General features: G+C 41.2%; 19 protein-coding genes. All 19 read right to left on the bottom strand.

Annotation, left to right across the window (positions count from 1 at the left end):
* Positions 1-49: 49 nt before the first annotated feature.
* Complete coding sequence (gene ymfI, locus AC1D7X_RS04005) at positions 50-778, bottom strand: elongation factor P 5-aminopentanone reductase (protein WP_495456201.1); 729 nt, start codon at positions 776-778, stop codon at positions 50-52.
* A gap of 41 nt (positions 779-819) precedes the next feature.
* A complete protein-coding gene (gene yfmH, locus AC1D7X_RS04000; RefSeq protein WP_495456202.1) occupies positions 820-2100 on the bottom strand; it encodes an EF-P 5-aminopentanol modification-associated protein YfmH in 1281 nt (426 codons plus the stop codon).
* Between the two features lie 3 nt (positions 2101-2103).
* Positions 2104-3384, bottom strand: a complete 1281-nt coding sequence (gene yfmF / locus AC1D7X_RS03995) for an EF-P 5-aminopentanol modification-associated protein YfmF (RefSeq protein WP_495456203.1) — start codon at positions 3382-3384, stop codon at positions 2104-2106.
* Positions 3385-3504: 120 nt separating this feature from the next.
* Complete coding sequence (gene sleB, locus AC1D7X_RS03990) at positions 3505-4320, bottom strand: spore cortex-lytic enzyme (protein WP_495456204.1); 816 nt, start codon at positions 4318-4320, stop codon at positions 3505-3507.
* 217 nt (positions 4321-4537) lie between these two features.
* Positions 4538-7222 (bottom strand): FtsK/SpoIIIE family DNA translocase, encoded by a 2685-nt coding sequence (locus AC1D7X_RS03985; protein ID WP_495474689.1) that lies wholly within the window; start codon positions 7220-7222, stop codon positions 4538-4540.
* Between the two features lie 74 nt (positions 7223-7296).
* The gene (locus tag AC1D7X_RS03980) at positions 7297-7524 is read right to left on the bottom strand and encodes a YlzJ-like family protein (RefSeq protein ID WP_495456206.1); all 228 of its coding nucleotides are present in this window, start codon (positions 7522-7524) and stop codon (positions 7297-7299) included.
* A complete protein-coding gene (locus tag AC1D7X_RS03975) occupies positions 7524-8285 on the bottom strand; it encodes a ClpP family protease (RefSeq protein ID WP_495474688.1) in 762 nt (253 codons plus the stop codon). The genes AC1D7X_RS03980 and AC1D7X_RS03975 overlap by 1 nt, the downstream gene beginning before the upstream one ends.
* A gap of 225 nt (positions 8286-8510) precedes the next feature.
* Positions 8511-10190 (bottom strand): ribonuclease J, encoded by a 1680-nt coding sequence (locus AC1D7X_RS03970; RefSeq protein ID WP_495456208.1) that lies wholly within the window; start codon positions 10188-10190, stop codon positions 8511-8513.
* A 232-nt stretch (positions 10191-10422) separates the two neighbouring features.
* The gene (gene dapA, locus AC1D7X_RS03965) at positions 10423-11304 is read right to left on the bottom strand and encodes a 4-hydroxy-tetrahydrodipicolinate synthase (protein WP_495456209.1); all 882 of its coding nucleotides are present in this window, start codon (positions 11302-11304) and stop codon (positions 10423-10425) included.
* 91 nt (positions 11305-11395) lie between these two features.
* Positions 11396-12613: an aspartate kinase gene (dapG, locus tag AC1D7X_RS03960; protein WP_495456210.1), complete on the bottom strand. Its 1218-nt coding sequence runs from the start codon at positions 12611-12613 to the stop codon at positions 11396-11398.
* 25 nt (positions 12614-12638) lie between these two features.
* Positions 12639-13685: an aspartate-semialdehyde dehydrogenase gene (locus AC1D7X_RS03955; RefSeq protein WP_495456211.1), complete on the bottom strand. Its 1047-nt coding sequence runs from the start codon at positions 13683-13685 to the stop codon at positions 12639-12641.
* A gap of 53 nt (positions 13686-13738) precedes the next feature.
* Positions 13739-14335, bottom strand: coding sequence for a dipicolinate synthase subunit B (locus AC1D7X_RS03950; RefSeq protein ID WP_495456212.1), 597 nt, complete (start codon positions 14333-14335; stop codon positions 13739-13741).
* Positions 14332-15231: a dipicolinate synthase subunit DpsA gene (gene dpsA, locus AC1D7X_RS03945; RefSeq protein WP_495456213.1), complete on the bottom strand. Its 900-nt coding sequence runs from the start codon at positions 15229-15231 to the stop codon at positions 14332-14334. Before dpsA ends, AC1D7X_RS03950 begins: the two co-directional genes overlap by 4 nt.
* A 157-nt stretch (positions 15232-15388) precedes the next feature.
* Positions 15389-15835, bottom strand: a complete 447-nt coding sequence (gene dut / locus AC1D7X_RS03940) for a dUTP diphosphatase (protein WP_495456214.1) — start codon at positions 15833-15835, stop codon at positions 15389-15391.
* On the bottom strand, positions 15810-17078 hold the full coding sequence (locus AC1D7X_RS03935) for a M16 family metallopeptidase (RefSeq protein ID WP_495456215.1): 1269 nt from the start codon (positions 17076-17078) through the stop codon (positions 15810-15812). Before AC1D7X_RS03935 ends, dut begins: the two co-directional genes overlap by 26 nt.
* Positions 17079-17152: 74 nt before the next feature.
* Positions 17153-18142, bottom strand: a complete 990-nt coding sequence (locus AC1D7X_RS03930) for a polysaccharide deacetylase family protein (RefSeq protein ID WP_495456216.1) — start codon at positions 18140-18142, stop codon at positions 17153-17155.
* Positions 18143-18299: 157 nt separating this feature from the next.
* Positions 18300-20384: a polyribonucleotide nucleotidyltransferase gene (gene pnp / locus AC1D7X_RS03925; RefSeq protein ID WP_495474687.1), complete on the bottom strand. Its 2085-nt coding sequence runs from the start codon at positions 20382-20384 to the stop codon at positions 18300-18302.
* 285 nt (positions 20385-20669) lie between these two features.
* A complete protein-coding gene (gene rpsO, locus AC1D7X_RS03920) occupies positions 20670-20939 on the bottom strand; it encodes a 30S ribosomal protein S15 (protein ID WP_495456218.1) in 270 nt (89 codons plus the stop codon).
* 152 nt (positions 20940-21091) lie between these two features.
* Positions 21092-22024, bottom strand: coding sequence for a bifunctional riboflavin kinase/FAD synthetase (locus tag AC1D7X_RS03915; RefSeq protein WP_495474769.1), 933 nt, complete (start codon positions 22022-22024; stop codon positions 21092-21094).
* Positions 22025-22049 lie beyond the last annotated feature (25 nt).

Genomic DNA, 22049 nt, shown 5'->3' with positions numbered 1-22049 from the left:
ATGACCTTAATTCGTCTTCATTATTCACTCTAACACTGGAAGCATTTGTTTAGGTGATCCATCCACCGTTAGGACTAATCACTTGCCCATTAATATATCCTGATTCTGGAAGAGCCAGGAAATATACAAGAGATGATATTTCATCAGGCCGTGCCAGTCTTCCAGCTGGTATTTCTTCTTCAAGCATTCGAAGTTCATCTTTTTCTAAATGGTTCAACATGGAGGTATCGACCGCACCAGGTGCCACAGCATTAACTGTAATTCCGGAAGGGGCTAGTTCTTTTGCTAAAGCTTTAGTAAAAGCATTAACGCCACCTTTACTTGTTGAGTAAAGAACTTCGCAAGAAGCCCCCGAGATTCCCCATACAGATGATATGTTGATGATACGTCCATAACGCTGAGAAATCATAAATGGCATAAAAACTTGTGTACAGAGAAACATTCCTTTTAAATTGGTTGACATCACATCATCCCAGATTTCCTCTGTTACGTCGGACAACATCCCATAATGGGATATTCCAGCATTATTCACAAGAATATCCGGCATTAAGCCATGACTTTCAAGTTTGTCACGCATGCGGCATATCTGTTCTCGATCTTTCAAGTCAGCCGTAATGGTTAGAACTTTAGCACCATGAGACATGCACAGACGTGCCACTTCATTTGCCTCTTCATGAGACTTTCCATAATGAATCACAACATTCATACCTACTAACGCGAAACGCTCTGCTATAGCCGCTCCAATCCCTCTACTAGCGCCTGTAACCAGAACTGTCATTTCCCCAAATGATTTAGTCCAGTCTCTCCCTACCTCATTGTTCAAGGGTTAACCACAACCGATACTGCAACTTGACTCCAGTCAATGTGCTCCTGTAGACATTCGTTTACATCTTGTAGTGTAATCGATTCATACACTTGTAAGATGGAGAAGAAGTCGCTACCTCGGAACTGGTATTTGGTAAATTCATGTGCGATATTCTCGGGTGAATTAAGCATCCGTAAATATCCACCCATTTTCTTTTTACGTGAGCGTTCAAAGTCTGATTCCTTAAACCCTGCCTTCACCATTACATCTACTTCTTCTTGAATTCTTTGAAGTAACAGATCGGGATCCCTTGTATCCCCACCAATGATTGAAAAGGCATACTGCGGTGAGCTGTTATATTCATAACCAAAACTATCTGAGATGAGATCTTCATCATAAAGCTTCTGATACAACGGAGTACTTGAACCAAACAGTAAATCAAGCATAAGCTTGGTAGTTAGATCCCGCTTCAGTAGTTCCTCCCCTTCAAATCCCACATGTTTCTCTTTGAAACCAAATAAACACTTAGGCATAGAAACAGCTAGTTTTTTTACACGTTTTTTCTCTGCTACTTCTACCTGTTCCTTTTCAAAGAAGCGTTCAATATTACCTTGTGGCTCATACGTTTTCTTCGCTTGATTGTTTCTCACAAGTTCAAATACTTCCTCAGGCTTAACCCCACCCACCACGAATAGAAGCATATTACTTGGATGATAAAAAGCGTTGTAGCAAGAATACAATGTTTCCTTCGTAATCGTACTTATGGACTCCACTGTACCCGCAATATCAATATGCACAGGATGAACTTTGTACATCGCTTCAATTAGACCAAAGTACACACGCCAATCCGCATTATCCTCATACATTCCAATTTCCTGACCAATAATGCCTTTTTCTTTATCCACGTTCTGATCTGTGAAATAAGGATGTTGTACAAAATTAATCAACGTTTCCAAATTAGCCTCAATATTCTCTGTCGCGGAGAACAGGTATACTGTCTGATCAAAGCTTGTAAAAGCATTTGCCGAAGCGCCTTGCGAAGCGAACGTTGCAAATATATCCCCTTGAGGTTCCTCAAACATTTTATGTTCCAAGAAATGAGCAATCCCATCAGGTACCGCTATCTCTTCTTGACCTTCTACACGAAAGTGGTTATCAACAGATCCATACTTCGTGGCAAAAGTAGCGTAGGTCTTATTGAATCCCTGCTTCGGAAGAACGTACACATGGAGGCCATTATCCATGACTTCGTAATATAGCGTTTCTTGTAAATTATCGTATTGTATACTTTTCATCCGCTATTCCTCCTTCTGCCCTTTTAGGAAATAGATCGTATCCAATTCAAATGTAGATGCTGCAGCACGCACATCCTCCACCGAAACACTCTCTACCTGTTGAACCAACTGATCTACGGTGCGTTCTTTTCCTGACAATTGACCATTGAAGTCAAAAGATATCATTTCAAAAGCAGAATCATCCATTTCACGTAACAAGTTTCGAATCATAGCCTTGGTCTGAGACATCTCCAAATCGCTAATCTCACCTGTTCGCATTTCCTCTAGTTGATTCTCAATGATCTCAACAGCCTTCTCATAATTTTGAACCTCAATGCCGGATTGAATGGTGCCGATTCCTTTATGACCATCGTAACGTGAAGAAGCATAATAAGCTAAGCTCTCTTTCTCCCGAACATTCAAGAACAGTTTCGAATGAGGATAACCTCCAAGTATTCCATTGTACATGAGTGCTGATGCATAATCGTCATCGCCATAGGTTATCGATGTACGAAGTCCCATGTTCAATTTCCCTTGATTCACATCCAACTTCTCAACGATAGTTCGAACCTCGTTAACTTCACGGAGAGACTGTTTGGATTCATATGCTACAGGATTCGTATTATCTAGGTGGAAGTGTTGTTCAACCAACTTCTGTACTTCCTCAAGCGTGGTATCTCCCACGACATAAAGATCCATGCTGGAATCATTGAGCCAATTCTGGTATGCACGATAAAGGGAATCTGGCGTAATATGATCTAAATCTTTACGTTGTCCAAGTGGATGTAAGCGATATGGCTCATTGCGACACATCTCTTCCAAACAACGCTCAGCAGCATATCGAATTTTATCATTCACAATAGACTCTAACTTTTTACGAACGTTCTCCTTCTCTGCCTGTACGTAAGCGGTTTTGAAATGGCCATCTTCTAATACAGGTCGTGTAACAACCTCACCTAAAAATGCGAAGGATGACGCAAGTAAACTCTCCTCACTCTGTACAAAGGAATCGTTAATGGTGTCCATACGAAACTGAACGATTTGGTAATCGCCCCTTTTATATACATCGAATCCAAAACCCGCACCATATAATTGTTCTAATCTTTCACGGAATTGAGTTGTTTCGGGATAAGTCTCTGTCCCCCGACGAAGTACGAACGGGGTTAATGCTGTTGTAGTTACGGTTTCTTCGGAAAGCGGGATCCCCACATACAAAGAAATGGCGAACGTTTTAAAGCGATTGGTAGGCAATACGTGAATCCGTAATCGACCTGCAATACCGTGTTCAAATCTTGTTTTATTCAAGGTCCCAATCTCCTTTATTCGTTATTATATGGAATCTGACATCGTTAATAATATCCATTCTAACCCACCTCAAAGTGAAGAAGCAACCGAAGACAAACCTTCGATTGCCTTCTTTTCTTGTTACATACAGAAAATATGTTCCCCGATCGTTTTCACTTGAGGACGTGTCCAGATCCACTTCGACGTAGCTGTCTTCGGATTGAAGTAATACAAACATCCTCCCGATGGATCCCATCCATTCAGAGCCTGCTGAACAGCCTGTCTGGCACCTTCATTAGGTTCCAAATAGATTTGCCCATCGGCTACTGCCGTAAAGGCTCCTGGTTGAAATATGACGCCTGACGGGGTATTCGGAAAGCTAGGTGACTTCACTCGATTTAGAATCACGGCCGCAACGGCAACTTGGCCTTCAAAAGGTTCACCACGGGATTCACCATAAACAGCATTCGCCATGATCTTCAGATCATTTTCAGAAAGCCCCATCGAATTAGAAGAACCTAACGCTGTCTTTTCTTCTGTTTTTTTCGTTTTTGTGGCTGTTGTTTTATTTCCCGCATTGTTATTGGGTTCCGTAGGTTTCCAATCTTTAGTGGCATTATATAGCTTTAACTTCGTCTTAGCTCCTACTACGCCATCAACCTTCATTCCGAACTCAGATTGAAACCATTTGACAGATTTCAACGTGTTATTTCCAAAGTTACTATCGATCTTGCCTGTATAAAAGCCTAAGTACTTAAGACGTCCTTGCAGCTCATATACATCTTGGCCCGACGTTCCAACTCCTAGTGCATTCGTGCTAAATACCGGTTGAGACGGTGCAAATGACTGATCCAAAGGTTCTATTGCTGCTTGAGATGTGTCATTCATAAATCCGAACGTGGAGATGGACAACAGAAGCACCAATCCTATAGAGATCCAGCCTTTCGATTTGTTCATAGTTCAGCTCTACCTTTCTGTTGTGTTTTTACAGGATGCCTAAAGTTATTATGACTTCACCATTAGCTTCCTATGCATGTCACACGACGAGTACCAGTAGAAAGATTCTTAGTTACCCGATCTAGACCCAATATGTCTCCTTTGAACATGTGAATCTGGAACTAGCTTCTATCTGCGAAAAAAAAGAGCCTCCCCGATTGGGGAAACTCTTTTCACTTTAAGAACTAATTCTGCTCTGTTGTTGATATTGCTCCATCGATAATAGCACTTCTCGTGGTTTGCTTCCCTCGTAAGGTCCGATAATACCTCGAGCTTCCATGGAATCAATTAGACGTGCAGCACGTGTATATCCAACCCGCATTCTACGTTGTAAAAGAGACACCGATGCCTGCTTCGCTTCGAGTATCACTTGTACGGCTTGATCATAGAGTTCATCCATCATCTCATCTCCATTCCCCGTCGATTCTTCAATCTCTGGGACGAGTGATTCGTCGTATTCCGTTGGCATACCTTGATCACGTACGTAATCCACAATATTCTCCACTTCTTGATCTGTTAAATAGGCTCCTTGTACCCGAATCGGCTTCGATGAGCCCATTGGCATAAATAACATATCTCCACGACCAAGGAGTTTCTCAGCCCCTGCCATATCTAGAATGGTTCTTGAATCCACATTGGAAGAAACTCCGAATGCAATTCTAGAAGGAATATTCGCCTTAATTACACCCGTTATAACATCCACTGAAGGACGTTGGGTAGCAATGATAAGGTGAATTCCTGCTGCACGAGCCATTTGTGCGAGACGAGTAATTGCCTCTTCCACATCATTTGCCGCTACCATCATCAAGTCTGCTAACTCATCAACAATAACAACAATGAAAGGAAGCACAGCTGGTAAGTTGTCTTTCATTAATTTGTTATAGCCCTCGATATTACGAGTACCTGATTTAGAGAACAACTCATAGCGCTTCTCCATTTCAACTACAATTTTCTTAAGTGCTAGAGATGCTCGTTTGGGATCCGTCACAACGGGTGCTAGCAGATGCGGGATACCGTTATACACATTCAACTCAACCATCTTAGGATCGACCATGAGGAATTTCACTTCATCCGGTTTCGCCTTATAAAGAATACTCGTTATAATTCCATTAATGCAGACGGATTTACCCGATCCTGTCGCACCTGCTACAAGTAAATGCGGCATCTTCGCCAGATTACCAATAATCGTCTGACCTGAAATATCTCTACCAAATGCAACCGACAACTTCGAGTCTGCTTCTTGAAATATCGTAGTCTCCATCACTTCACGCATCGTAACGATGGATACTTCATTATTGGGCACTTCAATGCCTATAGCCGATTTCCCTGGGATCGGAGCTTCCATACGAATATCTTTGGCAGCGAGTGCCAACGCGATATCGTCTGTTAAGTTCACAATCCTACTGACTTTAACACCAATATCGGGTTGTATCTCATAACGTGTTACCGCTGGGCCACGTACAACTTCTAATACTTTAGCACGAACACCGAAACTTTCTAGCGTTGCTTCAAGTTTACGAGCAGTCTGCATATAATCATTTTGATCTCCAGATTTCCCTGCACTATTAGGTTTACCAAGTAGGCGGAACGGAGGTAACACATAAGGTTTTGGAGGTGGAGCCGGTGCAATGACAAGCTCTGACGACCCTTCGTCCGTAATCTCATTGAACTCATCAGTCATTTCTTGATCTGATAAAATATCCGAAGCTTGTCCATGTTCAGATGTAGGTTCACCTGAAATTTCACCGTAATTTTTCATAATTGACTCTTTTAGCTCAGCAACTTCCTGTCCTGTAAAGGCCTCTTCTAGATCATCTTCATCCGTAAGTCCCTCAGCTTTCACATGTTCAAAGAAATCACGTATAATCGGTACCGTTGGTGATATATTCTCTCTTGAAGAATCTTTGTCATCTGGCATTGGATCAGAAGTATACTGTACCTCCTCGTCAATGATTGGTTTCTCCGATTTACGTACTCTTCCTTTTCGCTGAACAGGTTCCACCATTTCAATATCATCTATGATGTTCTCAGAATCTTCTTCTGTGTAGGAATCATCTTTTTTCGCACTTTTCCCACCAAATAGTTGAAAAAATACAGGAGTATTCCTTTTGACTTTAGGAAGGATGACTTCATCAAAATCATCATCGTCATCATCCCCAGGAAGAAGTCGTCTGTTTCTTTCTGCTAACCCCCTTGTAGATGAAGTTGCCTTATTTCCGGTTGCTTGACGCATACTAAATTGCTTATGTACAAAGGAGCCGACTTTCATTACCCTAGTTCGGACAATTCGAATTAAGTCTACATAGGATAAGTTCGTGACCAGCATAAAACTAATAATAAACATGACAATCATTAGCAACTTTGATCCTATACTACCAAACAACCAAAAAAGTGCAGCATACTGGATAGCACCGACGTAACCGCCACCAATATCCTTATCCATCATTGAATGCTCAATCTGATCGGAACTTTTCAATAGATCCCCGTGCAAGTCCGATTGTGCTTGTGCAAATATACTACCCGATGTTAAACCAGATATGGGTGCTAATTTGGATTCTATACTCGAAATGCTACTCATTAGAGTAAAAGCGAACACAACAAGCAACAGCCCGCTCTTCCGCGTGTTCCACCGATTCGGCCATTTTCTGTTGATCATAACCATCAGTCCATAATATATCCCTACCAATGGCGCGACAAAATAAAATCTCCCTAATAAAAGTCCAAACATTTTGGACAATGACCAACCGACCGTCGCTTCACCGGATAAGGCAATAACAGATAGTGTAATGAGAATAATCCCATATATTTCGTATTTAAGTATGCTACCTAATGTAACCTTCCTTTTTTTCCTTCTCTTGGCCAAAAAAGTCACCCCCGAAACAACATTATACCATAATTACCCGTGGGTACCTATGTTCTGTTTATCGGTCCAAAGGATCATTTTTGTACAGAAGGAATATATCGTATCATCTGACCCGGTGCAAATGAAGGATTCAAATAATCTTGTAATGAACAATCCAGTAATCTCACAATCTGTGCGCTACTCTGGTCAATAGGCATAACCTGCATGCGTATACTTTCGATAACAATTTCTACCGTCGGTTCGGGTTCTTTGAAACTATTTTCCCAAATAATTTCCATCGGCATAACTGTATATAACGTCATTATTGTAGCCTCCCTTGCAGTTGGGCTGCTTGTTGATCGTTAATCAGTAGGTTTAATTTAGCTAACGCAAGTCCAATTCCCCCGACCTCATCCATTAATCCATACTTCACTGCATCCATTCCTCCAACAGCCGTCCCAATATCTCGATTCAACTCTCCCGTTCTAAACATTAATTCCTTAAAATTCTCCACCGTAATTCTCGAATGAGAAGTTACAAATTGAACGACTCTTTCCTGCATTTTCTCCATATACTCAAATGTCTGAGGAACACCAATAACTAGTCCATTTAGGCGAATCGGATGGATCGTCATCGTAGCACTTTCAGCAATAATGGAATAAGTCGCTGCCACGGCAATAGGTACCCCTATACTATGTCCGCCACCGATCACAACGGTTACTGTTGGTTTTGTAAGAGAAGCTATCATCTCAGCAATAGCAAGACCCGCTTCCACATCCCCACCGACCGTATTCAGGACAATCACAATACCTTGAATTTCCTTACTTTGTTCAGCTGCTACAAGTTGGGGGATAATATGTTCATACTTGGTTGTTTTATTCTGAGGCGGTAGAACGACATGACCCTCAATTTGACCGATAATCGTCATGCAAAATATATTTGATTCCGCATGGGGTACCGCTGTTTGTCCTAGTTGCTCAATCGTGTTAACTACTTGAGAATCCTTATGTTGCTCTGGAACCTCCGTCTCAAAGCGTTCCTTCTCGTTCGGTACTGTCTTCTCATCATTCTTTGGATTCGTCATAGATGCCATATCTCCTTTTCATCAACCATGTCATAACCTGCTATGCTAGTATGGGAGAAAAGATACTACATTTATACTATGTATAAACTACATTACCCTTTTGATAAAACACAACTTCTCAAAACAACATAAAATGCCCCTATTCCGCAGGGAACCGTCCAATATTGCCTGCGAATAGGGGCGACTGTGTGCTTGCTTATATCTAGTCGTCTATTTATTTAGAAATTACACTTCCATAATGATAGGAAGAATCATAGGTCTGCGGCGAGTTTGTTCATACAAGAAACGCCCCAATGCATCTTTCACACCTGTTTTCAGTGATGCCCATTCATTAACCTTTTCACTCATCAACTTCTGAAGTGTACTCGAAACAATACGATTAGCTTCATCTAGAAGTCCTTCAGACTCACGTACATATACGAATCCTCTTGAGATAATGTCAGGTCCTGACATGATGCTTCCATCCTGTTTACTAAGTGTGACAACTACAACTAGTATACCATCTTGTGAAAGTAGTTTACGGTCACGAAGAACGATATTACCAACGTCTCCTACGCCTAATCCATCAATCAACACGTTTCCTGCCGTTACTTTTCCAGCTTTACGAGCTGAACCATTCACGATTTCAACGATTTCTCCAAGCTCTGTAATGAAAATGTTCTCTGATTCCACGCCTACAGATTCAGCCAACAAAGCATGTTTACGTTGCATACGGAATTCACCATGAATTGGAATGAAAAATTTCGGTTTCATCAGATTAAGCATAAGCTTCAATTCTTCCTGACTACCATGACCAGAAACGTGAACCCCAGAATTGGAACCGCTATAAATGACATCAGCACCAAGTTTGAACAACTCATCGATCGTACGACCTACAAATTTCTCATTACCAGGAACCGGCGTTGCCGCAATAATTACTGTGTCTCCAGGTAAGATATCAACTTTACGATGTGTAGAGCGAGCCATACGTGTTAACGCAGACATTGGCTCCCCTTGACTACCTGTACACAAAATAACAACACGATCAGCAGCCATCTTGTTCACTTCTTCTGGTTCAATTAACATACCGTCTGGTATGATCAAATAACCAAGTTCCGAAGCGATAGATACTACATTGACCATACTACGACCGATAACGGTTATCTTACGTCCTGTAGCTTCAGCAGCGTTAACCACTTGTTGAATACGGTGTACGTTAGAAGCAAATGTTGCAATGACAACACGTTGTGAAGCTTTGCGGAAAATATCCTCGAGTACAACACCTACATTACGTTCTGATGGTGTAAATCCAGGTTTCTCAGCATTTGTACTATCCGAAAGAAGTGCAAGTACACCTTCTTGTCCAATAGCTGCCATGCGCTGTAAATTAGCAAATTGTCCATTTACAGGAGTATGATCAAATTTGAAATCTCCGGTATGAACCACATTCCCCTCTGGAGTCGCTATGCAAATACCTACAGAATCAGGAATACTGTGATTCGTACTGAAGAACGTAGCTTTCATAGTTGAGCCAATTTGCACTTCGGAATCTTCATCAATAAGAATTCGTTTCGTTTCGCCAAGCAAATTAGCTTCTTTTAACTTATTCTCCACCAATCCAAGCGTAAGCTTGGTTCCGTATACAGGAACGTTAAGGTGTTTCAACACGTAAGGTAATCCACCGATGTGATCCTCATGTCCATGTGTTAGCAAAATGCCTCTCACTTTATCACGATTCTCTGTTAAATAAGAAATATCTGGAATAACTATATCGATTCCGAGCATATCCTCTTCTGGAAACTTCAATCCAGAATCCACTACAACAATGTCATTTGCATATTGAATGACATACATATTCTTTCCGATTTCACCGACGCCGCCCAAAGCAAATATCGTCAATTTATCGTTATTTAGTTTCTTAGACAATTGAATCTTACCCTCCTTGTATGGTTTTGGACGTGTACCATTATTTATATTATATTTCAAAAATATACCGCACCCAGTCACTTGCTCCCATTATACATGATTAAAAAGTGAAAAAACAAGTCATCTTACATGTAAGTGTTAAGCTTCCCTATTCTATAAACCTTTATTTAAAAAATGAGCACCTCTAAAGAGGTGCTCATCCAACCTATAAATAATCCCTCTTTCTTGGGAATTACAGATTAGTAATAAGGTTTCTGATGAATAATGCTTCATCTTCATTAGGAGTAATAAGAGGTAGTCGAACTCCTCCCACATCATGTCCTAGCAACTGTAAAGCATACTTAACAGCCGAAGGGTTAGGTAGTGGATCCGGACATTCAAATAAGCCCTTGAAGATAGGGAACAATTTCTGATGTAGATCAGCTGCTTTTCTTACATTACCTTCGAGATAAGAATCAATCATATTCTTCATGTCGGAACCAATAATATGACTAGCTACACTAACAATTCCATAACCACCAACAGCAAGTGTTGGAAGTGCTGAAGAGTCATCACCAGAATATACTCTGAAATCCGCAGGTGCTGATGAAGCAAGCAGCGTAATTTGTTCTAACGAGGCACATTCTTTTGTCGCTACAATATTAGGGATCTCTGCTAGGCGTAGGGTTGTCTTGACGGAGAGACTAGCAACCGTCCTACTTGGCACATTGTACAATATGACTGGAAGTTGGGTACCCTTAGCAATCGCTTCAAAATGGCGAAACATTCCTTCTTGATTAGGTCTGTTATAATAAGGAACTACTAATAGGACCCCATCAACGCCAAGCTTCTCAGCCTCTTGTGTCAAATGAATCGAATGTTGAGTATTATTGCTGCCTGTCCCCGCAATGATTTTGCACCGATCTCCCGCTTTATCAACGGCAAACCGAAATAACTCAAGTTTCTCTTCGTCACTTAACGTAGGTGATTCTCCCGTCGTTCCAGCAATGACCAAGGAATCTGATTTTTGTTCGTCAATAAGATAATCCATTAGTCTGGAGGTTTCATCCCAGTTAATACGGCCCTGATCATCAAAGGGGGTTACCATAGCTGTAATTAATCTTCCAAATTCCAATGTCGTTCCTCCTAAAAGTTTCAATATGAAACTTGACTTCGTAAGCGTAATCCTTAAGTTTCTGTAGGAAACTTGACTTTGTAAGCATTATCTACCGATTCAGCTCAAACTTCGTATGAAGGGAGCGTAAAGATTGAACCATGTCTTCCTTCTTAACTAGCACCCAAATGGTTGTATTTGAATCTGCTGATTGCAGTATTTGTATATTTTCTTCACTTAAAGATTCAACGATTTTGGCCATGATCCCAGGAACGCCGTTAATTCCACCGCCGATAACAGATACCTTTGCGCATCCTGATAAACTCTTCGGTTTAAGACCCATTTCTTGAAGTACAGTCAGCGCACGTTCTGACTCTTGGTCAAATACAGTGTATACCGCACCCGCAGGCGTAACGTTAATAAAATCAACGCTGATTGAATTCTCTGCCATTGATTTAAATACTTTCAATTGAAGATTGCTAGGTCCATCACTACAGTCAACCGTAATTTGAGTAACATTACTCACATAAGCTATACCTGTAACAAATCGGTCCACAACCCCAGATTGAACATCATGGAATCCTTCAGGATGGGTCACGAGTGTCCCTTCATCCTCAGAGAATGTCGAGCGAATACGAACCGGAATTTGGGCTTGCATCGCAATCTCAACGGCTCTTGGATGTATCACTTTAGCTCCTTGATAAGCCATATTACATATTTCAGCATAACTAACATAGGTTAAAGGTTTCGCATCTTCAACAATACGCGGATCTGCAGTTAACACACCATTTACATCCGTATAGATATCTACCATTTCTGCGTGAAGAGCAGCACCTAAAGCTGTTGCAGAGGTGTCACTACCTCCTCTTCCAAGTGTCGTGAAATCACCGGAAGTAGTCTGCCCCTGAAAGCCTGTTACGATGACCACTTTATGACTTTTGAACTCTTCAATAATACGAGCAGGACGAACATCCATAATTCTAGCATTACCGTGATGATCATCTGTCTCAAAACCTGCTTGTGCCCCTGTGAGAACAGTTGAAGAGATTCCTTCACGTTCTAACAAGCTACACAACGTTGTTGCTGAGATAATCTCACCGCAGCACAACAGTAGATCTTTCTCACGATCAGGTAGTGCATCACCATTCTGAACAATCCAATCGAGCAACGTATCTGTTGCGTAGGGTTCCCCACGTCTGCCCATAGCAGAAACAACAACTACTAGATTATAATTTCCATCTAATTCTCTTTTGATATGTGAAATAACATGTTCTCTCGCCTGTGGAGAGGATAAAGATGTACCGCCGAACTTCTGAACTAAGATGCGCATTTCCATTCCTCCATATATCTATACCTTATGAGCGTGCGGAATGTTTAGATACGATAATCTCAGCAATTTGTACAGCATTCCAAGCCGCACCTTTTAAGAGGTTATCGGAAACGATCCACATGTTCAGTCCCCGTTGATGTCCTAAATCCCGTCGTAGGCGTCCTACAAACACGTCTGGTTTACCTGCCGCATCCGTAGCGAGCGGATAGGATTGAGTTGAAGGATCATCAACTAAAGTAATTCCCGGGGAGTTCTCAAGAAGGGTTTTAACTGCATCTATATCATAATCCTGTTTTAATTCCACATATACAGACTCTGAATGACCATACACAACTGGAATACGTACACAAGTTGCAGTCACGTTTATGTTGTCATCACCCATGATTTTTTTAGTTTCATTGACCATTTTCATTTCTTCAAGGGTATAGCCATTATCTTGAAATTTATCAATTTGAGGAATTGCATTGAATGCAATTTGGTGTTTAACCGGAAGTGAGCCTACAGGTAAAATCTGCGGGTCAACCTGATCGCCATTCAATACAGACTTGCTTTGGCGAAGCAATTCGTCAATAGCTTTACTTCCTGCTCCGGAGACTGCCTGATACGTAGACACAATAATACGATCGATACCGTAAGTATCTTGCAATGGTTTCAATGCAGCTACCATTTGAATCGTAGAGCAGTTCGGGTTCGCTATGATTCCAACATGCTCGTCAATCTTCTCCGCATTAACTTCAGGAACAACCAACGGTGTAGTTGGGTCCATTCGATAAGCATTAGTATTGTCTATGCAGACAGCACCATGACGTACCGCATGTGGAGCAAACTCCTTTGTTACATCTCCGCCCGCACTAAATAATGCGATATCAATTCCTTCAAAACTATCAGGGGTAGCTTCTTCCACTACTATATCTTGGCCCTTAAAGTTAATGACAGTGCCTGCAGAACGTGCAGATGACAACAGCTTCAACTTGGCAATTGGAAAATTACGTTTCTCCAAAAGGCCTATAATCTGCTCTCCTACTGCTCCAGTCGCTCCTACAACAGCAACATTAAACTTTTGATTGCTCATTTGCCGTATCTCCCCTTATCTCATTATGACATTTTCTAATTCATTATAAGTGCTTAAGCAAATTGAAACCGTTCGATAATCATAGGTTGTAGCTGTGTTCCAGTAAGTGCGGCATAACATGTCTCAGGAATAAGATCCATCTTTGCTACAAGGGAATTTGGCTTCTGTATAGGATTATCTTGACCAAATGGAACAAAATAAATATTTTTTGTTACCAACAGCTTTGCAATGTTCGCTGCGTTCAGACCTAAACCATCATTGGTTGAAATAGCTAACACCAATGGACGACAGTTACGCATCTGGGCTTTCGCTGCCATTAACACCGGTGAATCGGTCATAGCATTCGCAAGCTTGCTTGTCGTAGTACCCGTGCAAGGCCCGATAACAAGTATATCTAATAATTTAGATGGTCCAAGTGGCTCCGCTCCAACAATTGTAGAAATGATATCATTCCCTGTTATATCTTTCAACTGTTTTAGCCAATTTTCAGAAGATCCGAAGCGCGTATCTGTATTTTGTACCGTATTTGAAACAATCGGCACTACGTTAGCACCTTCGTCTACAAATCGTGATATTTGTGGCATCACTTCTTCAAGCGTACAATGTGATCCTGTAATTGCGTAACCTACCGTTTTTCCCTGCCACTTCATTCTGCATCCCCCCGAATCTTGACTTCTTCCGAAATCAACTGTACCAACGCATTGGCGATGATAATACCCGCCGTTTTGGGAGCAACGATTCCGGGCAGACCAGGAGCAAGAACCGCCTTAATTCCTCGCTTCTCCGCATAACGGAAATCGCACCCTCCAGGGGCTGAAGCAAGGTCAATAATAACTGCGGTTTGGGGCATCTGGGACAGGATTTGTGCTGTGACTATCATAGTCGGAATCGTATTAAAAAGCAAGTTGATATTGCCCACATTTTCCCCCAAATCCCTTGTCATGAAAGGATCCCAGCCCATCTCTTCTGCCCTTGCAAAGTGCTCTTTACTCCGTACTCCTACCCTTACTTTCGCACCTAATCCTTGTAGACTTCTGGCCATTGTAAATCCCGTACGTCCCATTCCCAGAACCATACAAGTCGATCCGTGTATTGTGAAGTCGGTTTGCTGAATGGCCATCATCAAAGCACCTTCAGCAGTAGGAATAGAATTATAGATGGCCACATCATCTCGATTGAGCAGTTCCACAAGATTAATCTCTTGTTCGGCACACATCGTTCTCAAATGTGGTTTTGCTATTCCCGTATATACTGTGCATTCCTTCGATAATGCTGCTATATGCTCCTCAAGAAGATGTAATGGCTCAGAGGAGAACAGCGTCATGACCCTCCCATCCGCGTCACAGCCCACGACAGGCAGTACAAGTACATCCGCTGACTCTAATAGCTCAGTAGATAATTGATCTCTTGTGATGTCTACTAGCTGATCTGTGAGCTCATCAAAACCTACCATGGAGACTAAGGCATCCATCTGTGAACACTTGCGAATTACTTCAATCTGTCTTGCATCCCCGCCTAGGAACACAACTCTAACTCCAGTGAGCATTAGGATGTCGCTCCTTTCACAATTCCAGTACTATATCAGCATGATATGCGAAAGCCTAAGGAGGGGTGATGGATGTGAGGACAAAAAAAGCTTACGAATACCCTCTCAAGGGTATTCGTAAGCTCATTTTCAGGTATAAAATTTTAATTGATAATTATTATTTACCTGTATGTCCGAATCCACCGTCACCACGTACGGTCTCCGATAGTTCATCAACCATTTCCAATTCCACTTGTGGAACAATCTGAAACACCATCTGAGCAATACGTTCGTTCCTAACAATCGTGAACGGCTCATCACCATGATTAATCAGAAGAACTCTAATTTCCCCACGATAGTCCGCATCGATCGTTCCTGGCGTGTTCAAACATGTGATTCCATGCTTAAGTGCTAGTCCACTACGTGGACGAATTTGTGCTTCTAGACCTTCTGGCATCGCAATCGCAAACCCAGTAGGTATTAATTTTCGTTCACCTGGCTGCAATACCACATTTTCTGGAACTGCAGCATACAGATCATACCCTGAAGCTAATCGAGACATTTTTTCAGGAAGTTGAATATCTTCATTTCCTGGTAACTTATTTATTTGAACGTAATGCAACAAAATCATCTCTCCCTATACCTGTAATACTTTTATCTGATGCTCCAACCATGGCTATTGAGGTAGGTTCAGCAAACATTAAATCTAACACTGACTCTACATCATCCATCGATACCTTCTCAATTTTAGCAATCATCTCATCAAGTGAATGATGTTTACCAAGCATGAGCTCATTTTTCCCTAGTCTATTCATACGACTGCCCGTACCTTCTAGACTCAGAATTAGACTACCTTTCAGTTGCTCTTTTCCTTTACGCAACTCATCATCACTTATACCCTTTGTTGCGATATCGAATAGAACTTCTTTCGTAAGGTCCATGACCTCTTTCGTTTGTTTAGGAGCTGTCCCCGCATAGATCGTGAATAGACCATTATCCGCATGGGAACTGTGATAAGAATAAACAGCATACGCCAATCCACGTTTCTCACGTATTTCTTGAAATAAGCGAGAGCTCATTCCACCACCTATGACGTTATTTAACAACACCATAGCATATTGTCTTGGATCTTCAATTGAGCAGCCTGGGAACGACATACATATATGATTCTGTTCCGTTTTCTTCTTATGGAATACAACATTACTGTGGAACTTAGGAACAGCGATTTCAGTCTCTTTTCCATGAACCTGAAAGTCACCAAAGTGGCGTTCTAATAACTCCACAAGATGTTCATCAATGTTCCCCGCTACGCTTATTACGGTGTTCTCGATCGTATAGTGCTGATCCATATATGAGCGAAGATGACTTGAATTCATTCCTTCAAGAAGTTCCCTTGTTCCTAAAATAGGGTACGCCAATGGATGATCACCATACACTGCTTTCGCCATCAGGTCGTGTACAATGTCATCTGGTGTATCTTCATACATCGAAATCTCTTCGAGAATAACATTCTTTTCTTTCGATAATTCTTGATCATCGATGTTAGAGCGAAAGAACATATCTGCAAGGACGTCTACCGCAATAGGCAAATGTTCATCTAGTACTTTGGCATAATAACATGTGTATTCTTTAGATGTGAAGGCATTCACATTGCCACCAATGGCATCAAATTGTTCCGCTATATCTTTTGCATCGAAACGTTCTGTTCCCTTAAAAAGCATATGCTCAATGAAATGAGAAACACCATTATTCTGGAGATTCTCATACCTCGAACCTGTTTTCACCCATATCCCGAAAGAAACGGAACGGCATGTTGGAATTTTCTCCATGACTACTCTCAGGCCGTTACTAAGTTTTATTTTTTCCATCCGATGGCCCTCCTATTATGCAACCTAAGATACTTCGTATAAATGCATTCCTTATCGTACCAAAAAAATCAGCTTCACTCAACTAACCGCTCTAATACTCGATCTGAAGAGAGCGTCTCGCTTATCGTCCCTAAACTCAGACCTTTAGCTCTAATGCCTTGGATCATCCCTTGTAACGCCTGAGAGGAGGAGGATGTAGGATGCATCAAAATTAGATACCCTGGTTCAACCTTACTAGATATTTTCTTCACAACGGACTGCGGCGAGGGATTTTGCCAATCGACAGTATCCAACGTCCACAAAACAGTAAACATGCCTAGCCCCTTTGCAATTCGGACCGTATCACTATCGAAATCTCCTGAAGGTGGTGCAAACCATTTCTTTTCTACACCTAATTCATCCTCTAGAATTTTCTGAGTTTTACTTATTTCTTGAACAGCTTTTTCTTCACTCAACTGACTCATGTTTGCATGAGAATAGGCGTGATTGGATAATTCATGGCCTCTTTTTTGAATTTCTTTGGCCAGTTCTATATTACTCTTTAACCATTTCCCGTCAAAAAAGAAAGTCGCTTTTACTTTTTCCTGATCTAGTGTATTTAGCATCGGTACAATAAATTCATTACCCCAGGCCACGTTGATCATTAAAGATACCATCGGTTTAGATGGGTTACCTCGATAAATGGGTTGTACTTCAAGATCACTAAGCCCAACCTTCGGAATCAGTTGACGATATTTGTATGTAATCGAATTTGAATTCCCTGCAGTTTTGGCCAGCTTGTACGTTTCATCCACGTCTACTTCCACTCCATTATATCCAGGAATGGCCTTCCATACCCGATCAACGATAGCATCTACTGGCTCTATCTTTGTACTCTCAGCTTTTTTCTTGATTTCAAGATATAAGGGATCTTCTTCTGGACTATTGTCTAACCGTAGCGACACCTCTTGTGATGGTGTGCCATCTCGTCCATTTTGTATAAATTGTTTAACGCTACCCAACTGAGTAATTCCGATCACAATCGTAAAACAAGCAAGCAGAATAGCGAACTTTCTCGTATTCATGAAATATTTCATCTCCCTTGTCACCTTTGTCCCATCATATGAACAGAACAAATGGAATATGAATAGAGAGATGAATTTAAAAAAAGAGCCAGAATATAAAGCTTTCTGTCTCTTTTCTCTCATTTAAAACATGTATGAACCTATTTGTGATCAACGATTAAACAGTCAATGTTGCTTTACGTGACAAGTTAATTCGTCCTTGTTGATCAATTTCGGTTACTTTAACCGTGATGGAGTCACCAATAGCAATAACATCCTCACATTTAGCAACGCGTTCCGTTGACAATTGAGAAATATGCACAAGACCTTCCTTATTCGGAAGAATTTCAACGAATGCACCAAACTTCTCAATACGTTTAACCGTACCTACATAGATTTCGCCCACTTCAACTTGGCGAACAATACCTTCAATGATAGCACGTGCTTTTTGATTCATTTCTTCGTTAGTAGAAGCGATGAACACTCGGCCATCTTGTTCAATATCAATCTTAACGCCCGTTTCTTCAATGATTTTGTTGATGATTTTACCACCAGCACCAATAACATCACGAATACGTTCAGGATTAATATTCAACGTCATAATTTTTGGAGCGTACTGAGATAGACTTGTTCTTGGTTCAGCAATAGCTGCTACCATTTTGCCTAGAATGAACAAACGTCCTTCTCTAGCTTGATTCAAAGCATCTTGCAAGATTTCACGGCTAATTCCATCAATCTTGATATCCATTTGAATAGCTGTAACACCAGCTGCGGTACCTGCAACCTTAAAGTCCATATCACCTAGGTGATCTTCCATTCCCTGAATATCCGATAGGATTGAAACATGTTCATCATCTTTAATTAGACCCATAGCGATACCAGCAACAGGTGCTTTAATAGGAACACCAGCATCCATCATAGCAAGAATACCTGCACAAATACTCGCTTGTGAAGTCGAACCATTAGATTCAAGTACTTCGGATACAAGTCGGATTGCATAAGGGAATTCAACTTCTGAAGGAAGGACCTTAGCCATCGCACGTTCACCCAATGCGCCATGTCCGATTTCGCGACGACCTGGTGGACGTAGAGGACGTGCTTCTCCTACGCTGAATGGAGGGAAGTTGTAATGGTGCATGAAACGTTTGGATTCCTGTGGATCAATACCATCAAGAATTTGAACATCACCAAGCGCACCAAGAGTACATATACTAAGTGCTTGTGTTTGTCCACGTGTGAACAGACCTGTTCCGTGTGTACGAGGTAGAATATTGGTGTCACATTCAATAGGTCGAATTTCTTCCAATTTCCGTCCATCTGGACGCACTTTATCATGCGTAATCAAACGGCGAACTTCTTCTTTTACGATATCATGCAGAATTTCTTTAACATCTTTCATCAGTTCCGGTGTCTCTATGTACTTTTGTTCAAAGAAAGTTACCGTTGCTTCATTGATTTGATCAATGGCATCCTGACGCGCATGTTTTTCCGATATTTTGACAGCATCTTTAAGTTGTGCTGCAGCATATTCACGAACTTCTTGATTAACGCTGTCGTTCACGGCATGAAGCTTAACTGCCATTTTCGGTTTACCAGCTTTTTCTGTCAATTCATTGATTGTTGCAACAATTTTCTTAATCTCATCGTGACCAAACATGATCGCTTCAAGCATAATTTCTTCAGGCATTTCATTTGCTTCAGCTTCAACCATCATAATGGCATCTTTTGTTCCAGCAACAACCAAGTATAGATCACTTACTTCTTGATCTGCTACGTTAGGGTTAATGATGAACTGCCCGTCTTTACGACCAACTGCAACTCCACCAATAGGACCACTAAAAGGAACATCAGATATGCTAAGCGCTGCTGAAGTACCGATCATCGCAGCAATATCAGGAGCACAATCTTGATCTACGCTCATCACTAGATTAGCAACTTGTACATCATTACGGAAACCTTCTGGAAACAATGGACGAATAGGGCGATCCGTTAAACGACTAGAAAGAATAGCCTTTTCACTTGGTCTACCTTCACGTTTAATGAATCCACCTGGGATTTTACCTACAGCATATAGTCTTTCCTCATAGTTCACCGTAAGTGGGAAAAAGTCTAAATCCTTTGGTTCATTTGAAGCCGTTACTGTACACAGAACGACTGTTTCTCCATAACGAACCATGACTGCTGCATTCGCTTGTTTGGCAAAACGTCCTGTTTCTAAAATCAAGGTTCTTCCGCCTAATTGCATTTCAACACGATTTTCCATGAAATCCCTCCTTTTTTTCTATCAGTATTTCCTATTATTGATATTTCATATAACAATACACAAGAAGAAACGGCCACACCTTTCTTCATCAAAAGTTTGAACTTTTGATGCCAGTGATACAATGTATCACTTTCAGGTTTCCGTTTCTGTGATCAATATAAGAAAACATTACTGTAAAAGACTTGTATTTCCTTATATTTTAAAAGCAACCCGGCTGCCCCGCAGTCACTCCTAAAAGGACATACGGTAAACAACCAGGCTGCATTTAGTAAGATTATTGGATTATTAACGGCGCAATCCTAGTTTCTCGATCAACGCACTATAACGTCTAACATCCTTATTCTTAAGGTATTTCAACAACTTACGACGTTGACCAACCATCTTCAACAATCCACGACGAGAATGATGATCCTTCTTGTGTGTCTGGAAATGGCTAATTAGGTTCGTAATGTTCTCCGTAAGAATAGCGATTTGCACTTCTGGTGATCCAGTATCGGACTCATGAGTTTTGTGCTCTGCAATCAATTGGTGCTTACGTTCTTGAGTTAATGCCATTGCTATTCACCTCCTTCAATTATAATCGCCGTTAGCCTCGTTACCGTTGGTGAGATCGCGTAACCAAGCTAAGGTTAGATATCACTGTCTCCAATGACGTTAATTAGTATAGCACACCTGTTTGCAAAAAGTAAATGTCTTGTACCCCTAACTTATTCCGACACTAATAATTGCTCAGCTTGTTTTGCATCTAACTGGATCTGAGTAATTAATTCCTGTACAGAAGAGAACTTCCGTTCTTCACGCAAATAATGTACAAGTTCTACAGTCAATTGCTCACCATACAGAGTTTCGTCAAAATTAAATAGATGCACTTCATAACTAGGAGCAATTACTTTTTCATGAAAAGTTGGTTTAACGCCTAAATTCATAACCCCAGGAATCCATCTATCCTGGAAGAATGCACGAATAGCATACACGCCTTTGACTGGAACGACATATCGGTCATCCAATTTCAAATTTGCTGTAGGAAATCCGATTGTGCGACCTCGCTTCTCACCATCAATCACAGTACCTCGCAATTGATAATAACGTCCGAACCAATCATTGGCTTGTTGTAAATCCCCTACCTGAAGTGCCTTACGTATGGATGAGCTACTCACCTTCTCACCTTTTAACAGGAAAGCTGGAATAACTTCTACCTCCATTACTCCCTGCCCCAATTCACGAAGCAATTCCACATCTCCTAATCCTTTGTACCCGAAATGGAAATCGAAGCCAACAACAACCGTATCGATATGTAGTTGAATAAGTACATCCGTGAAGAACTCCTGTGGGCTTACGCGAGAAAAAACTTCATTAAACTGTGCAACATACATCGTATCGACACCCATACCTGCAAGTAATTCCTGTTTGATTCTAAGGGGTGTTAAATAACCTTCATAGTCCCCTTTACCCATTACATCTTTAGGATGTGGATTAAAGGTTACTACAGCCGATGGAATCCCCTTCTCTTTCGCTAAGGAAACAGCAGACGAAATGACACTTGTATGTCCTACATGAACTCCATCAAATTGTCCTATAGCCACAACCTGTGAACCTGGACGATCACACAGCATTTCGGACGAGAGTGGATAAGATAACATAACAGTTTTCACAACTATTCACCTG

This window comes from Paenibacillus sp. Y568 (assembly GCF_059445545.1).
This window is presented reverse-complemented; position numbering and strand designations above follow the sequence as displayed.

What these genes read in the sequence shown, in the direction of transcription:
- ymfI (WP_495456201.1), bottom strand. Translation starts at nt 778, where the DNA reads ATGACAGTTCTGGTTACAGGCGCTAGTAGAGGGATTGGAGCGGCTATA.
- yfmH (WP_495456202.1), bottom strand. Translation starts at nt 2,100, where the DNA reads ATGAAAAGTATACAATACGATAATTTACAAGAAACGCTATATTACGAA.
- sleB (WP_495456204.1), bottom strand. Translation starts at nt 4,320, where the DNA reads ATGAACAAATCGAAAGGCTGGATCTCTATAGGATTGGTGCTTCTGTTG.
- AC1D7X_RS03980 (WP_495456206.1), bottom strand. Translation starts at nt 7,524, where the DNA reads ATGACGTTATATACAGTTATGCCGATGGAAATTATTTGGGAAAATAGT.
- AC1D7X_RS03975 (WP_495474688.1), bottom strand. Translation starts at nt 8,285, where the DNA reads ATGACGAATCCAAAGAATGATGAGAAGACAGTACCGAACGAGAAGGAA.
- dapG (WP_495456210.1), bottom strand. Translation starts at nt 12,613, where the DNA reads ATGCGCATCTTAGTTCAGAAGTTCGGCGGTACATCTTTATCCTCTCCA.
- AC1D7X_RS03955 (WP_495456211.1), bottom strand. Translation starts at nt 13,685, where the DNA reads ATGAGCAATCAAAAGTTTAATGTTGCTGTTGTAGGAGCGACTGGAGCA.
- AC1D7X_RS03950 (WP_495456212.1), bottom strand. Translation starts at nt 14,335, where the DNA reads ATGAAGTGGCAGGGAAAAACGGTAGGTTACGCAATTACAGGATCACAT.
- dpsA (WP_495456213.1), bottom strand. Translation starts at nt 15,231, where the DNA reads ATGCTCACTGGAGTTAGAGTTGTGTTCCTAGGCGGGGATGCAAGACAG.
- AC1D7X_RS03935 (WP_495456215.1), bottom strand. Translation starts at nt 17,078, where the DNA reads ATGGAAAAAATAAAACTTAGTAACGGCCTGAGAGTAGTCATGGAGAAA.
- AC1D7X_RS03930 (WP_495456216.1), bottom strand. Translation starts at nt 18,142, where the DNA reads ATGAATACGAGAAAGTTCGCTATTCTGCTTGCTTGTTTTACGATTGTG.
- pnp (WP_495474687.1), bottom strand. Translation starts at nt 20,384, where the DNA reads ATGGAAAATCGTGTTGAAATGCAATTAGGCGGAAGAACCTTGATTTTA.
- rpsO (WP_495456218.1), bottom strand. Translation starts at nt 20,939, where the DNA reads ATGGCATTAACTCAAGAACGTAAGCACCAATTGATTGCAGAGCACAAA.
- AC1D7X_RS03915 (WP_495474769.1), bottom strand. Translation starts at nt 22,024, where the DNA reads ATGTTATCTTATCCACTCTCGTCCGAAATGCTGTGTGATCGTCCAGGT.